The sequence below is a fragment of the Streptomyces sp. NPDC002790 genome (genome assembly GCF_040295505.1).
In the GTDB taxonomy this organism is placed as follows: Bacteria; Actinomycetota; Actinomycetes; order Streptomycetales; family Streptomycetaceae; genus Streptomyces.
In genome coordinates, this window is sequence record NZ_JBEOVM010000140.1 from 1 (window position 1) to 14536 (window position 14536).

The 14536-nt window shown below is 71.0% G+C and carries 10 protein-coding genes; 1 reads left to right on the plus strand and 9 read right to left on the minus strand.

What is annotated here, in order from left to right:
• Positions 1-232: 232 nt before the first annotated feature.
• The 7 genes from obgE to ABT004_RS32955 form a co-directional block, all read right to left on the minus strand.
• Positions 233-1681: a GTPase ObgE gene (gene obgE, locus ABT004_RS32925; protein ID WP_351344251.1), complete on the minus strand. Its 1449-nt coding sequence runs from the start codon at positions 1679-1681 to the stop codon at positions 233-235.
• Between the two features lie 127 nt (positions 1682-1808).
• Positions 1809-2063: a 50S ribosomal protein L27 gene (rpmA, locus tag ABT004_RS32930; RefSeq protein WP_351344254.1), complete on the minus strand. Its 255-nt coding sequence runs from the start codon at positions 2061-2063 to the stop codon at positions 1809-1811.
• A 14-nt stretch (positions 2064-2077) separates the two neighbouring features.
• Positions 2078-2398, minus strand: coding sequence for a 50S ribosomal protein L21 (gene rplU / locus ABT004_RS32935; protein ID WP_326024203.1), 321 nt, complete (start codon positions 2396-2398; stop codon positions 2078-2080).
• Between the two features lie 195 nt (positions 2399-2593).
• Entirely contained in the window at positions 2594-3907 is a 1314-nt protein-coding gene (locus ABT004_RS32940) for a phospholipase D-like domain-containing protein (RefSeq protein ID WP_351344257.1), read from the minus strand.
• Between the two features lie 241 nt (positions 3908-4148).
• Positions 4149-8114, minus strand: coding sequence for an Rne/Rng family ribonuclease (locus tag ABT004_RS32945; protein ID WP_351344260.1), 3966 nt, complete (start codon positions 8112-8114; stop codon positions 4149-4151).
• Positions 8115-8362: 248 nt separating this feature from the next.
• Positions 8363-9175 carry a TIGR03936 family radical SAM-associated protein gene (locus ABT004_RS32950; RefSeq protein ID WP_351344263.1) on the minus strand — a complete coding sequence of 271 codons (813 nt, stop codon included), beginning with the start codon at positions 9173-9175 and terminating at the stop codon, positions 8363-8365.
• A 46-nt stretch (positions 9176-9221) separates the two neighbouring features.
• On the minus strand, positions 9222-10064 hold the full coding sequence (locus ABT004_RS32955) for a hypothetical protein (RefSeq protein ID WP_351344266.1): 843 nt from the start codon (positions 10062-10064) through the stop codon (positions 9222-9224).
• Positions 10065-10187: 123 nt separating this feature from the next.
• Here ABT004_RS32955 and ABT004_RS32960 point away from each other — a divergent pair, with 123 nt between their 5' ends.
• On the plus strand, positions 10188-10772 hold the full coding sequence (locus ABT004_RS32960; protein WP_351344269.1) for a TerD family protein: 585 nt from the start codon (positions 10188-10190) through the stop codon (positions 10770-10772).
• A gap of 65 nt (positions 10773-10837) precedes the next feature.
• On the opposite strand, the gene ABT004_RS32965 is transcribed toward ABT004_RS32960, so the two are convergent.
• Both ABT004_RS32965 and ABT004_RS32970 read right to left on the minus strand, forming a co-directional pair.
• Positions 10838-12781 carry a TIGR03960 family B12-binding radical SAM protein gene (locus ABT004_RS32965; protein ID WP_351344272.1) on the minus strand — a complete coding sequence of 648 codons (1944 nt, stop codon included), beginning with the start codon at positions 12779-12781 and terminating at the stop codon, positions 10838-10840.
• Between the two features lie 40 nt (positions 12782-12821).
• Positions 12822-14348 carry a CYTH and CHAD domain-containing protein gene (locus tag ABT004_RS32970; RefSeq protein ID WP_351344275.1) on the minus strand — a complete coding sequence of 509 codons (1527 nt, stop codon included), beginning with the start codon at positions 14346-14348 and terminating at the stop codon, positions 12822-12824.
• Positions 14349-14536: the final 188 nt, after the last annotated feature.

A 14536-nucleotide genomic window follows, 5' to 3' on the forward strand; every position in this document is an offset into this window, starting at 1 on the left:
CTTCACCGCAGATGACGCCTCGGGCGCCCCGCCCCCTCCGGGGGCGTCGGCCGCACGGGGTGCCCCGCGCGCCGCCTTGGGCAATCTGCCGCCTAGGGCGGCAGGGTGGGCAAGGCGGCACCACGGTGCAGCGCAACGAGGGCGACGGGCGCCGACCCCGGCAAGGCTCGGGAGCCGCGGTGCGGCGCAACGGGACCCGGCCGCGGTCACGGCGCAGTAAACCGGCGGCTGGCTAGAAGGGCTTGAAGTCGTCGTACTCCTGTTGGGAGTCGTCGCGTTCCGCCTCGCGGTCGCGACGGCGCTGCGCGGCCGGCCGCGGCGCCTCCATACGGTGGTCCTCGCCACGGCGACCGAGCATCTCGGCGCCCGCCATCATCGTGGGCTCCCAGTCGAAGACGACCGCGTTCTCCTCGGGGCCGATCGCGACGCCGTCACCGTGCCTGGCGCCCGCCTTCATCAGCGACTCCTCGACGCCGAGGCGGTTGAGCCGGTCCGCGAGGTAGCCGACGGCCTCGTCGTTGTTGAAGTCGGTCTGCCGCACCCAGCGCTCCGGCTTCTCACCGCGGACGCGGAACATCGGCTCGCCCTCGGCGTCCTCGCGGGTGACGGTGAAGCCCGAGTCGTTCACGGCCTTCGGGCGGATGACGACGCGGGTCGTCTCCTCCTTCGGCTTCGCGGCGCGCGCGGCGCCGACCAGCTCGGCCAGCGCGTAGGACAGCTCCTTGAGGCCCTTGTGGGCGACGGCCGACACCTCGAAGACGCGGTAGCCGCGCTCCTCCAGGTCGGGCCTGACCATGTCGGCGAGGTCCTGCCCGTCGGGCACGTCGATCTTGTTGAGGACGACGAGCCGCGGCCGGTTCTCCAGGCCCGCCCCGTACTCCCGCAGCTCCGCCTCGATGACGTCGAGGTCGGACACCGGGTCGCGCTCGGACTCCAGCGTCGCCGTGTCGAGGACGTGCACGAGGACCGAGCAGCGCTCCACGTGGCGCAGGAACTCCAGGCCGAGGCCCTTGCCCTGGCTGGCGCCGGGGATCAGGCCCGGCACGTCGGCGATCGTGTAGACGGTCGAGCCGGCCGTGACCACGCCCAGATTCGGGACGAGCGTCGTGAACGGGTAGTCGGCGATCTTCGGCTTCGCGGCGGAGAGCACCGAGATCAGCGACGACTTACCGGCGCTCGGGTAGCCGACGAGCGCCACGTCCGCGACGGTCTTCAGCTCCAGGACGATGTTCCGCTCGTCGCCCGGCACGCCGAGGAGCGCGAAGCCGGGCGCCTTGCGGCGGGCCGAGGCGAGCGCCGCGTTGCCGAGGCCGCCGCGACCGCCCTGCCCGGCGATGAACGTGGTGCCCTCGCCGACCAGGTCGGCGAGCACATTGCCCTCCTTGTCGAGGACGACCGTGCCGTCGGGGACCGGCAGGACCAGGTCCTGGCCGTCCTTGCCGGTGCAGTGGTCGCCCGCGCCGGGCACGCCGTTGGTCGCCTTGCGGTGCGGCGAGTGGTGGTAGTCGAGCAGCGTCGTGACGTCCTGGTCGACGACCAGGATCACGTCACCGCCACGGCCGCCGTTGCCGCCGTCCGGGCCGCCGAGCGGCTTGAACTTCTCCCGGTGAACGGAGGCACAGCCGTGGCCCCCGCTACCCGCGGCGACATGCAGCTCGACGCGGTCCACGAAGGTGGTCATTGGTCAGTGCCTCCAGAAACGTACGGGAATGTCTCAAGCTCAACACGCGAAAGGCGGACCCGCTTCCCCGACAGGGAAGTGAGGTCCGCCTCGCGAAAAAATCCAGGTCAGAAAGCCGTCAGGCGTTTCAGGCGACCGGGACGATGTTCACGACCTTACGGCCACGGTGGGTACCGAACTCCACCGCACCGGCGGCGAGCGCGAACAGCGTGTCGTCCTTGCCGCGGCCAACGGAGTTGCCCGGGTGGAAGTGGGTGCCGCGCTGGCGGACCAGGATCTCACCGGCGTTGACGGCCTGACCGCCGAAGCGCTTCACGCCGAGCCGCTGAGCATTGGAATCGCGCCCGTTCCGAGTGGACGATGCGCCCTTCTTGTGTGCCATCTTGTCTCAGTCCCTTACTTCGCAGCCGTGGGGATACCGGTGACCTTGATCGCCGTGTACTGCTGGCGGTGACCCTGGCGACGGCGGTAGCCGGTCTTGTTCTTGTAGCGAAGGATGTCGATCTTCGCGCCCTTGTGGTGGTCCACGACCTCGGCCTGGACCTTGATGCCGGCCAGGACCCACGGGTCGCTGGTCACGGCGTCGCCGTCGACAACGAGCAGCGTAGAGAGCTCTACGGTGTCGCCAACCTTGGCGGTGGGAAGCTTGTCAACCTCAACGATGTCGTCGACAGCAACCTTGTGCTGGCGACCACCGCTGCGCACGATGGCGTACACGGATCTCTCTTTTCGCTCGGAACGGGACCCCCGCAGTCCAGCCGCACGAGGCGGCCTCTCCCGGATTTCACGAGGGAACCTGGCGAAAACCGAGAGGAAAAAGGTTTACGGGAGTGAGGCGTATCGATGGACACGCCGACGGTCAAGGTTACGGGGCGCCCCACAGAAGGGCAAACCGGCCCGTGACCGGCAGGCTCACGCGGGCTTGACCTCACCGTCCTGCGGCGGCGTCTTGACGCCCTTGCACAGGTTCGTGTTGTCCGAGACGCCCGGGTAGGCGATGCCCCACACCTTGTTGAAGTGCTGCACGTACGTGTCGTGCACGGAGTCGTCGTCGATCTTGAGGTACGCCTCGTCGTTCTCACGCAGCGCCGGGTTCGAGGCGTTCTGCGAGCCGGTGAACGTGATCTTGTTGCGCGCGCCGTCGTACATGCCGTCGATCGCCACGTACTTGGTGTGGATGATGTACGGCGTCGTCGGCGAGGTCCGCGGGTCGTTGTAGCAGCGCACCGGCGGGGCGCCCGTGGCGTGCATCGACTTCCAGGTGCCGCTGTCGGACGTCGCGTACTCGATCTGGACCGTGCAGCCCGCCTTCTTCAGCGAGACCAGCTTGTCGGCGATGGCCTGCCGGGTGATCTGGAAGATCGCGGCGCGCACGATCGTCTTCTTCGTGGCGCCGGTCGCCGCGTCCTTGTAGGTGCACGCGACGTTGTTGAGCACCGAGTGCAGCGTGTCCGTGGAGTTGGTGGTGCCGGCCCGCGGGAAGAAGTACGCCTTGTAGTGGCCGTTGCTGACCGTGCGGTAGTCCCAGTTCGCCCAGTCCTTGGCGGCCATGTCGTCGAAATAGTCGGCGTACGCGCCGTACAGGACCCGGTTGTTGGGCAGTTGGAGCGCGTCGTTGAAGAACTTCGTGCTCGCGGACGGCGTGGAGTTCGCGGTGGTCTGCACGACGACGTTCGTGGCGCCCTCGACGGCCGAGAACAGCCAGAACTTGTTGTGCATGATCGACTTCCCGAACTTCGGGTCGCCGAGGCAGGACTTGTTCGTGGGGCACAGCTGCACGAAGGACGGGTTGGCGCGGCTGGTGCCGAACAGCGCGACCAGCTGCGCGTACACGGTGTTGTCCGGCCGGTCCGTCTTGCTCGTCGAGTCCAGCAGGATCTGCACGCGCACGCCGCGGTCCCTGGCGCGCTTCAGTGCGTCGACGATCGTCTGCTCCCACACGTGGAAGACGGCGACCTTGATGGTCGAGCCGGGCAGTGCGGCGTCCGTCAGTTCGACGAGCCTGGTGCGGATCGCGTACTGCTCCTGGGTGGCGCCCACCGGGTTGTTGAAGATCGGCCCCTCGGTCCAGGTCCGTGCCTCGTCCGCCTGCGCGGTTCCCGCGGCGACCCCCGCCTGCACCCCGGCCGCCGAGAGCACGGTGGCCAGGGCCACCACCTGCCGTCCGGCCTTGGCCGGCTTCGCGGCACGGTGTCTGCCCGTACCTCTGAGACGCACGTGCGCCATCGATTCCCTCCCCTGACACGAGTACACGTCTCCCCAACGCCCACCCATGTCCTTCACTTGTATGACCGCATGATTTTTACAGGCGGTTGGCCGCGCACCAAGAGGCACGGGGCGAATCGAGCGCTCTTCGAGATCTCTCACGTCGCCGAAAACCACGGCAATGAACGACTTGCCCGTACATACGGCGACGCCCCGCACAGCAGCGCTGTGCGGGGCGTCGTCACTCGGTCCGGGCGGAGCCTCAGGCCTCGTCGGCCGCGGTCGAGACGGACGGCAGCGACTGCTGCTCGGCCGCCGCGGTCTTCTTCGCGGTCGTCTTCTTGGCCGTCGTCTTCTTCGCGGCCGTCTTCTTGGCGGGGGCCTTCTTCGCCGCCGCCTTCTTGGCCGTCGTCTTCTTGGCGGCCGTCTTCTTGGCAGCCGGTTCGGACGGGGCTTCCTCGGAGGCGGCCTCCTCGGTAGCGGCCGTCTTCTTGACTGCCGCCTTCTTGGTGGCGGCCTTCTTCGCCGTCGCCTTCTTGGCCGTCTTACGGACGGCCTTCTTGGCGGCGGGCGCCTCCTCGGGCACGGGAGCCTCCTCCGTGGCCGAAGGGACGACCATGACGGCCGTGTCCTCGGCAGCGGTCGGGGCGGTCGCCTTGCGGACGGCGCGACGGCGCGGGCGGGCCGGGGCCGCGGCCTCGGTCACCTCGGCCTTCGGCGCCTCGGGCTCGACGGCCTTCGGCTCCTCCACGGGCTCGGCCTTGACCGGCTCCGTGACGGTCACCGCGGCGGCCTCCTCCGAGGACGCCTTCGGGGAACCGGCGGGAGCGGACGCCTTGCGCGTGGCACGGCGGCGCGGGCGCGGCGCGGGGGCCTCGTCCTGCACGGGCTCGGGCGCGGGGGTCTCGACCGGCTCGGCGGCCTTCGGCTCCTCGACGACCGGCTCGGGCGTGGCCTCGGCCTCGGCGGCCCTGCGCTCCGCGGCCCGCTCGGCCTTGGACTTCCTGCCGGACCTCGCCGGCTTCTCGTCCTCCGCCTGCGGGGCACCGGCCGGGGCCGACGCACGACGCGTGGCACGACGGCGCGAGCGGCCACGGCTGCCCGCGGCTGCCTCCGCCTCGGCGGCGCTCGAGTACAGATCCTCGTCGGGAACGAACTCGGGCTCGGGCAGCGCCACCGGGGCGGCCGCCTCCGCGGCGACCTCGGCCTCGGACTCGGGCTGCTCGGCAGCCGGGGCCTCGTGCGTCTCGTGCTGGTGGTCCGCGCCGTTGCCGCCGCGACCGCGCTTCTTGCGCTTGCCACCGCCGCCGGCGGCCGTGGGCTGCTCCATGTGCACGATGACGCCGCGGCCGTTGCAGTGCACGCAGGTCTCGGAGAAGGACTCCAGGAGGCCCTGGCCGACACGCTTACGCGTCATCTGGACCAGGCCGAGCGAGGTCACCTCGGCGACCTGGTGCTTCGTACGGTCCCTGCCCAGGCATTCGAGCAGGCGGCGCAGGACCAGGTCCCGGTTGGACTCCAGGACCATGTCGATGAAGTCGATGACGACGATGCCGCCGAGGTCGCGCAGCCGCAGCTGACGCACGATCTCCTCGGCCGCCTCGAGGTTGTTCTTCGTCACGGTCTCTTCGAGGTTGCCGCCCTGGCCGGTGAACTTACCGGTGTTGACGTCGACCACGATCATGGCCTCGGTCTTGTCGATCACGAGGGAGCCGCCGGACGGCAGCCACACCTTGCGGTCGAGCGCCTTGGCGAGCTGCTCGTCGATCCGGTACGTCGCGAAGACGTCGACCTCGGACGTCCACTTGGACAGCCGGTCCGACAGGTCGGGCGCCACGTGGTTGACGTAGCCGTGGATGGTGTCCCACGCCTCTTCGCCGCTGACGATGACCTTGGAGAAGTCCTCGTTGAAGATGTCGCGCACGACGCGGACGGTCATGTCCGGCTCGCCGTACAGCAGGCTCGGCGACGAGGTCGAGATCTGCTTGGACTTCTTCTGGATGTCCTCCCACTGGCCCTGCAGACGCTCTACGTCGCGGCGCAGCTCGTCCTCGCTCGCGCCCTCGGCCGCGGTGCGCACGATGACGCCCGCGTCCTCGGGGACGATCTTCTTGAGGATGGTCTTCAGGCGCGAGCGCTCAGTGTCGGGCAGCTTGCGGCTGATGCCGGTCATCGAGCCCTCGGGCACGTAGACCAGGTAGCGGCCGGGCAGCGAGACCTGGCTGGTCAGGCGGGCGCCCTTGTGGCCGATCGGGTCCTTGGTGACCTGCACGAGCACGGACTGGCCGGACTTGAGCGCGGTCTCGATGCGGCGCGGCCCGTGGGCCATGCCGAGCGCCTCGAAGTTGACCTCACCGGCGTAGAGCACCGCGTTGCGGCCCTTGCCGATGTCGATGAAGGCGGCCTCCATCGACGGCAGCACGTTCTGGACCTTGCCCAGGTACACGTTGCCTACGTAGGAGGTCGACTCCTCCTTGTTGACGTAGTGCTCGACGAGGATGTCGTCCTCGAGCACGCCGATCTGGGTGCGCTCGCCGTGCTGGCGGACCACCATGACGCGCTCGACGGCCTCGCGGCGCGCCAGGAACTCGGCCTCGGTGATGATCGGGACGCGGCGGCGCCCCTGCTCACGGCCCTCGCGGCGACGCTGCTTCTTGGCCTCCAGACGCGTGGAGCCCTTGATGGACTGCACCTCGTCCGAGGACGTCGACCGCTCGGCCCGCTCTTCCTTCTTGCGCGGCTCGCGGACCTTGACGACCGTACGCGCCGGGTCGTCCGTCGGCTGCTCGCCCTCGGAGGCGCCGTCACCGGCACGACGGCGGCGGCGACGGCGGCGACGGCTGCTGCTCGAACCGCCGGAACCGGCGGAGTCGTCGCGCTGCTCGTCGTCCTCGGACCGGTCGTCCTCGGACTCCCCGGCGGCCGGCTCGGCGTCGTCGGACTCGTCGTCGTTCTCGGAGTCGTTGTCGACGTCACCGGACTCGCCGCGGCGACGGCGACGGCCACCCCGGCGACGGCGGCGGGCCGGGCGGTCCCCGTGCTCGTCCTGCTCGTCGTTCTCCGCGTTCTCGGTGCTGTCCGTGTTGTCAGCGTCCCCGGTGTTCCCGGTGTTCTCGTCGTGCTCCTCGACCCGCTGGTCCTTGGCCTCGGTCACGGCCTCGGTGGCCTTGGTGGCCTCGGCCTCGGCGGGCTGCTCGTCGGCAGCGCGACGGCGGCGGCGACGGCGCGGCCCCAGGTCCTCCTCGACGACAGCGGTGGCGGCCGGCTCGGGCTCGGGCTGCTTCTCGACGGCGGCCTCGGCCGCGGCGGCCGCGGCGGCCCGCTCCGGCGTCTGGAACATCGGCTCGGTGAAGACCGGCGCCTGGAACGTGGCGACGGAGGCCCGCTTCGGGCGCGTCTCGTCGTCCTGCTCGTCCCGGCCGGACCGCGCCGGCTTCGATCCGGACCTGGCGGACTTCGCGGCCTTCGTGGCCCTGGTCGCCTTCGGCTCGGCGAAACCGCCGGCGGCCTTGCGGGTCGCGCGGCGCCGGCGGCGCGGCGACTCGTCGTCGCCGTTCTCGGCGTTCTCCGTGGGGCCGGCGTTCTCCGTCGACTCGGCCTCCGTCGTCTCGGCGGCGATGGCGTCGGAGATCTCGGGGGGACCGGCGGGCGCGCTGGGCGCGGCGGCGCCACGGGTGGCGCGGCGACGGTTGCGACGCGGCCCGGAGCCCTCGTCGGCGACCGGCTCCGGCTCGGCGGCGGGCGCCGCGGCCGGCTCGGCCTGCGGCTCCTCGACGGAGGCGGCCGGGGCGTCCGGGGTCGACACGGTGCGGGTGGCACGGCGACGGTTGCGGCGCGGCGCGGCGGGCTCCTCGGCGGCGGCCGGCTCCTGCTCCGCGACGGGCTCGGCGACGGGCTCGGCGGGCTCCGCCACCACGGTCGTCGCCCCGGCCTGCTCGGCGGGCGCACCGGTGGGCGCGGAGGCGCGCCGGGTCGCGCGGCGGCGCGGGCGGGCGGCGGGCTCCGGGGCCTCGGCGGCCGGGGAAGTCTCGGGGGTCTCGACGGTCGCCTCGGCGGCGGCCGGAGTCGGGGTGGCAGTGGCCGGTATGGCCACAGCGGCGTCCTCGGTGGAGGCGGTCGCCGCGACCGGAGGGCCCGCGGGGCGCGACGCGGCCCGGCGCCGACGGCGCGGGGGCAGGGTGTCGCTGGGGCTGTCCAGCTCAGGGTTGGTGGGTTCGGTCTCGGGCATGCGGGTGGATCTCCCGTCGGGCCTCCGGGCGCCGCGCCTGATCCGTGACCGGTGACGTCTGCGGCTCACGCGCATCGAGTCGAGCGCGGTGCCGCCGGTCCGGGGCGCGGGCGCCGCACGGAGGCTCTCTGTCTGTTCTCGCCGGTTCCGGTACGCGATGTACGTACGGCCTCGCGAAAGTCCTTGGGTGGGTGCGCTGCCCGACCCAGATGGCTCCCGAGTACGAGGGCGGCGCTACGACGACCGCCTTACGCGGGACCTTCCACGGCAGGCGCCGTCGCGGTGGCAGTTCCTGCGGTCGCCTTTTGTGGGGCGGCCCCAGCTGCCTCGCGGTCGAGCGCGAGCGGGTCGGTCACCGTGCCTGTCTCTGCGTCGAAGAGCCCCTGCGCCAGCCTGGTCACCGCTGCGGGGACCGGCGGCGCCAGGTCGGCCACGGCGCGAAGACCGGACAGGACGTCGTCGGGTCGTACGGCAGGCGTCACGTGCCGAACAACCAGCCGCAGTATCGCACAGGCCGTGTCGCTGGGCCTATCAGCCGGACCAGCCGAAACGCCGGGTACCTCGTGAGCCCCGTGCGCGTCCAGGCTGACGACGGCCTCACGGGCGTCGAACGTCCGGATCCCGCTCTTTGTCTTCCTCTGTACCTCGACGCTCTCGGCGGCGCGGAACGCCTCCGCGGCGCGCCCGGCCTCCTCGACGCTCACGCCGTCGAGACGCAGCTCCCACACGGAGGCGGTGAGCCGGTCGGCGAGGCCCGAGGTGCGGGCCTCCACGGCGTCCACGATGTCGAGGCCCGTGGGCATCGACTCGTCGAGGAGCTCCCTGAGCTTCTCGGGGTCGCGCGGCGCGGTGAGCGCGATCTCCAGGTACTCGGCCTCACTGCCCGTGCCGGTGGGGGCGGCATTGGCGTACGACACCTTCGGGTGCGGCGTGAACCCCGCCGAGTACGCCATGGGCACCGCGGCGCGGCGCAGCGCACGCTCGAAGGCGCGCTGGAAGTCTCGGTGGCTGGTGAACCGGAGGCGGCCGCGCTTGGTGTAGCGCAGTCGGATGCGCTGCACCGCGGGTGCGGGCGGCGGGCCTACGGGCTGTCGCTTGCCCAGTGTCCTAATCCTTAATGAATGCGGTCTGCGTGAGAGCGGTCGTACTTCCATCAAGACTACGTCCCTGCGAGCCGCCCGGTTCCCTCTGGTCGCTGACCTGCGGTTCCGGCCGCGGCGGTGTGCCGAACAGCGCACGTCGTACATCGGCCCGTGCCTGCCGGGCCGCGGCGCGGGCGCTCGCGGCCACGCGCGCGAGGGGCCGCAGCACGTAGTCGCGCACGACGTGTCCGGCCGGGGTGAGCACGGTGCGGTAGACCCAGCGCAGCGGGTCCACGATCAGCCACCGCAGCGCCCGGCCGACGGCGCGGGACACGTATCCCGCGATCCGCCAGGCGACGCACAGCGCGTCCCGGATCTCGCGAAGCACCACGCCGAGGACCCGGCCGACCGGCACCAGGACGTAGCGCCACAGCGCGAGCAGCGGCACCACGACCAACACCCGTACGAGCCAGGCGAGTCCACGGCCGAGCGGCGCCAACACGTAGTCCCGCAGCGCCCTTCCGACGGGGGCGAGGACATGGGCGTACAGCCACACGGCGGGGACGACCAGCAACACCCGTCCGAGCCAGCGCAGTCCACGGCCGATGGGCGCGAGGACGTAGCGCCACAGCATCAGGCACGGCCACACAAGGAGGCCGTACAGCACCCAGCCGCTCGCGCGCGCGAGCGGCAGCAGGAGCCACCGGCCCACGAAGCGCCCGGCCGCCGCGAGCGCGTCCCACACGAGGCGTACGGGCACCACGAGGACGACCATCAGGATCCGCAGCGGCAGCCGGATCGCGGCCACCAGGCAGCCTTCGGGCGCGGGTTCGGGGCGCGGCCGCCCGTCGCGCTTCTCCAAGTCCATGCCTCTCCAGACGCTCACGGAGCTGTCGCGGATGCGGCCCCGCGTAGCCGGTTCGTGCGCGTACGCCGTATGTTCGGTGAAGTCTGCAATATCGCAGTTATGTCATAGGGGGAGGAGTCACACATGATCACACTCACCAAGGAAGACGGCCCCGCCGACCTGGACGGGGTGACCCACCTGTCCATCGGGGTGTCCTGGGACCCGACCGCCGGCGCCAGCGGCGGCGTGCTCGGTGCGCTGCGCCGCAAGCAGGGCACGGACCTCGACCTGATCGCCGTCGCGATGCAGGGCGGCGACCCGGTGCGCCTGGCCGGGCTCGACTCGCTGGACCCGATGGGCAACGGCTCGCTCGCGCACAGCGGTGACAACCAGACAGGCAAGGGCGAGGGGGACGACGAGACCGTCACCGTCGAGTTCTCGCGCCTTCCGCAGCAGATCACGTCGATCGTGTTCGTCGCCGCCGCGTACAAGAAGGGCAGCTCGTTCCAGAAGGCCCGCAACATCAGCTTCAAGGTGTACGACGCGACGGGCGGCAGCTCGCAGCAGGTCGCCGACATCTGGCCGTCCCTGATGACCAGTGACAACGGCTGCGCGGTCGCCAAGGCCATGCGGGTCGGCAGCTCCTGGAAGCTCGAAGTGATCAACACGCCGGGCAAGATCAAGCAGGGCGACGAGCACGCCCTGATGCGCTTCGCCGCGAGCAAGTAGGCCCAAGTACCGCGAAGGGGCGGCCGGTTGAGAAACCGGCCGCCCCTTCGCGTGTGCGGATACCGCTACTTGACGACCGTCAGCGGCAGCAGCTTCTTGCCCGTCGGGCCGACCTGGATGTCGAGGTCGAGCGCGGGGCACACCCCGCAGTCGAAGCACGGCGTCCAGCGGCAGTCGTCGACCTCCGTCTCGTCGAGCGAGTCCTGCCAGTCCTCCCAGAGCCAGTCCTTGTCGAGACCGGAGTCCAGGTGGTCCCAGGGCAGGACCTCCTCGTACGTACGCTCACGCGTCGTGTACCAGTCGACGTCCACGCCGTACGCGGGCAGCGTCTTGGCGGCGCAGGCCATCCAGCGGTCGTAGGAGAAGTACTCGCGCCAGCCGTCGAAGCGGCCGCCGTCCTCGTAGACGGCGCGGATGACGGAGCCGATGCGGCGGTCGCCGCGCGAGAGCAGTCCCTCGACGATGCCGGGCTTGCCGTCGTGATAGCGGAAGCCGATGGAGCGGCCGTACTTCTTGTCGCCGCGGATCTTGTCGCGGAGCTTGGCGAGACGCTCGTCCGTCTCCGTGGAGCTGAGCTGCGGCGCCCACTGGAACGGGGTGTGCGGCTTCGGGACGAAGCCGCCGATCGACACCGTGCAGCGGATGTCGTTGCCCGCGACCTCGCGGCCCTTGGCGATCACGTTCGCCGCCATGTCCGCGATCTGCAGGACGTCCTCGTCGGTCTCGGTGGGCAGGCCGAGCATGAAGTACAGCTTCACCTGGCGCCAGCCGTTGCCGTACGCGGCGGCGACCGTACGGATCAGGTCCTCTTCGGAGACCATCTTGTTGATGACCTTGCGCATCCGCTCGCTGCCGCCCTCGGGGGCGAAGGTGAGTCCTGAGCGGCGGCCGTTGCGCGTCAGCTCGTTGGCGAGGTCGATGTTGAAGGCGTCCACACGGGTCGAGGGGAGGGACAGGCCGATCTTGTCCTCCTCGTACCGGTCCGCCAGGCCTTTCGCGACGTCACCGATCTCGGAGTGGTCCGCGGACGAGAGGGAGAGCAGGCCGACCTCTTCGAAGCCGGTCGCCTTGAGGCCCTTGTCGACCATCTCGCCGATGCCGGTGATGCTTCGCTCCCGTACGGGACGCGTGATCATGCCGGCCTGGCAGAAACGGCAGCCGCGGGTGCAGCCGCGGAAGATCTCGACGGACATCCGCTCGTGGACGGTCTCCGCGAGCGGTACGAGGGGCTGCTTCGGGTACGGCCACTCGTCGAGGTCCATGACGGTGTGCTTGGACACCCGCCACGGGACGCCCGATCGGTTCGGCACGACGCGGCCGATGCGGCCGTCGGGGAGGTACTCGACGTCGTAGAAGCCCGGGATGTAGACGCTGCCGGTCTTCGCGAGGCGGAGCAGGACCTCCTCGCGTCCGCCGGGACGGCCCTCGGCCTTCCACTTGCGGATGATCTCCGTCATGTCGAGCACGGCCTGCTCGCCGTCGCCGATGATCACGGCGTCGATGAAGTCGGCGATCGGCTCGGGGTTGAACGCGGCGTGGCCGCCCGCGAGCACGATCGGATCGTCGAGCCCGCGGTCCTTGGACTCCAGCGGGATGCCGGCCAGGTCGAGCGCGGTCAGCATGTTCGTGTAGCCGAGCTCGGTGGAGAAGCTGAGCCCGAAGACGTCGAAGGCCTTCACCGGGCGGTGCGAGTCGACCGTGAACTGCGGAACCTCGTGCTTGCGCATGAGTTCCTCGAGATCCGGCCACACGCTGTACGTGCGCTCGGCGAGGACGCCCGCACGTTCGTTGAGCACCTCGTAAAGGATCATGACGCCCTGGTTGGGCAGGCCGACCTCGTACGCGTCCGGGTACATGAGAGCCCAGCGGACGTCGCACTCCTCCCACGGCTTGACCGTGGAGTTCAGCTCACCCCCGACGTACTGGATCGGCTTCTGCACATGCGGCAGCAGGGCTTCGAGCTGCGGAAAGACAGACTCCACCGTCGAGGCGGCGGCTTCGGCAGACATACCGTTGACCTTCGTGAGCTGACAGGGGTGACCCTCAAGGCTAACCCGCCGAAAGCTCTGGCTTCGCCGCCCTCTCCCAGATACCCGGGAGCTCCCGCTCCCGGTCCGCCGCCGACGCCTCCTCCCGGCCGTACAGGAGGCCCCAGGTGAAAGCGGACTCCCCCGCCGCGTGCGCCTGCACCGCGATGTCGCGCAGGGCCTCGCGGGCGACCACGCTGTCCTGGTGGTCGCCGAGCAGCGTCTGTACGTCCTTCATGGCGCGGGCGAACGCCTTGGCCTGCTTGCCGAGGGCGGGGACCGCGGCCTCCCCCGCGTACCGGGCGCGCTTGGCGGACTTGCGGGCGTCGTGCATCGCGAGGTCGCGGTCCTGGCCAGCGGAGAGCGACAGGGCGTGCTCGATGCGTGTCGCGAGGCGGGCGTGGTCCTTGAGGGCGGCCTTGGTGAGGACCTGGGCGGCGGGGCGGTCGGCGGACTTCCCCCGCAGTGGCGGCTCGGCGAGCAGCGCGTCGAGGCTCCGCAGCAGGTCGAGGTAGCGCGTGCCGTCGAGTACGGCGACCGTGTGCCGGCGCGAGCCCTGGCGGCGGGCGACGGACCAGGTGCGCAGGCGGCCGCGGACGGGGCCGAGCAGCAGGGCGCGGGGCAGCGAGTCCATCCGGCCGGTGATCCGCTCGGTGAGCACCTCGCGGTCCCGGTCGATGCCCAACTCGGCGGCGAGCCACTTCAGTTCCTCGCCGACGGGCTCTGTGACGGCCGGGTCGAGCACCTTCTTGTACGTCTTGAACGCGCTGCGCATCCGGCGGGTGGCCACGCGCATCTGGTGCACCGAGTCGGGCAGGTCGCGGCGCACGGCGGGGTCGAGCTCGACGAGGGCGTCGCGCTGGGCGCGCAGATGGGCGAGGACGTGGGCGCCGGCGGTGTCCGCCCCCGCTCCGGCGGGCGCCTCCCGTTTCGCACGGCGTGTGGCTCCGGTCTCTTCCAGGGCGCGGGCCAGCTTCGATGTGGCGGCGGATCGTTCGACGCCGGCCTTGCGGAGGCGTTTTTCGACCTTGCCGAGGAAGGCCGGGTCGGCGCCGTCCGCGAGTTCGACCTCGATCTCGGTCCAGGTGGTGGTGCGTTCGCCGTCGGCCCGTTCGGCGCGTACGGCGTCGACGCACACCTCGGCGAGGAGTGAGCCGTCGGCTCCGGTCAGGTGGGACACGTCCCGCGACGAGCGGAGCCGGACGACGGGGATGAGCTCGTCGCCGCGGACCCGGGAGCGGACGAGGCCCGCGAGGGTGCGGGGGAGGGTGGTGGAGGGCGGGGCCTGCACCTCGTCGCGGACGCCCTCGCTAAGCGCGACCGGGAGTTTGAGGTGCCAGCCGGCGTCGGCGCCGCCGCTGCGGTGGCGCAGGGTGATGCGGTCCGTGGCGAGGCGCTGGTCCTCGGTGTCGTAGTAGACGGCGTCGAGTTCGACGACGCCCTTGTCGATGACGGCCTCTACGCCGGGGACCTTGAGCAGGTCGGGCAGCCGGAAGTGGTCGGTCGGGGCGTCGTACTTTCGCTCGATCTCGCGCTTGGTCTCCGCCATGACCTGAATTTAGGCGTAACCGGCACCGCCGCCAAGGCCTCGGGGCTCCGCCCCGGACCCCGCGCCTCAATCGCCGGCGGGGCTTGATAGATCAAGCCCCTGCGGCGATTGAGCAGGCCCGCCCGGCAGGGCTGCTTACAGCCCCTGCGGCGATTGAGCAGGCCCGTCCGGCAGGACTTTCGGGAAGA

Bases quoted from the DNA above. Each gene is read 5' to 3' on its own strand.
- ABT004_RS32970 (WP_351344275.1), bottom strand. From the start codon at position 14,348: ATGGCGGAGACCAAGCGCGAGATCGAGCGAAAGTACGACGCCCCGACC.
- ABT004_RS32960 (WP_351344269.1), top strand. From the start codon at position 10,188: ATGATCACACTCACCAAGGAAGACGGCCCCGCCGACCTGGACGGGGTG.
- ABT004_RS32965 (WP_351344272.1), bottom strand. From the start codon at position 12,781: ATGTCTGCCGAAGCCGCCGCCTCGACGGTGGAGTCTGTCTTTCCGCAG.
- obgE (WP_351344251.1), bottom strand. From the start codon at position 1,681: ATGACCACCTTCGTGGACCGCGTCGAGCTGCATGTCGCCGCGGGTAGC.
- rpmA (WP_351344254.1), bottom strand. From the start codon at position 2,063: ATGGCACACAAGAAGGGCGCATCGTCCACTCGGAACGGGCGCGATTCC.
- ABT004_RS32945 (WP_351344260.1), bottom strand. From the start codon at position 8,114: ATGCCCGAGACCGAACCCACCAACCCTGAGCTGGACAGCCCCAGCGAC.
- ABT004_RS32955 (WP_351344266.1), bottom strand. From the start codon at position 10,064: ATGGACTTGGAGAAGCGCGACGGGCGGCCGCGCCCCGAACCCGCGCCC.
- ABT004_RS32940 (WP_351344257.1), bottom strand. From the start codon at position 3,907: ATGGCGCACGTGCGTCTCAGAGGTACGGGCAGACACCGTGCCGCGAAG.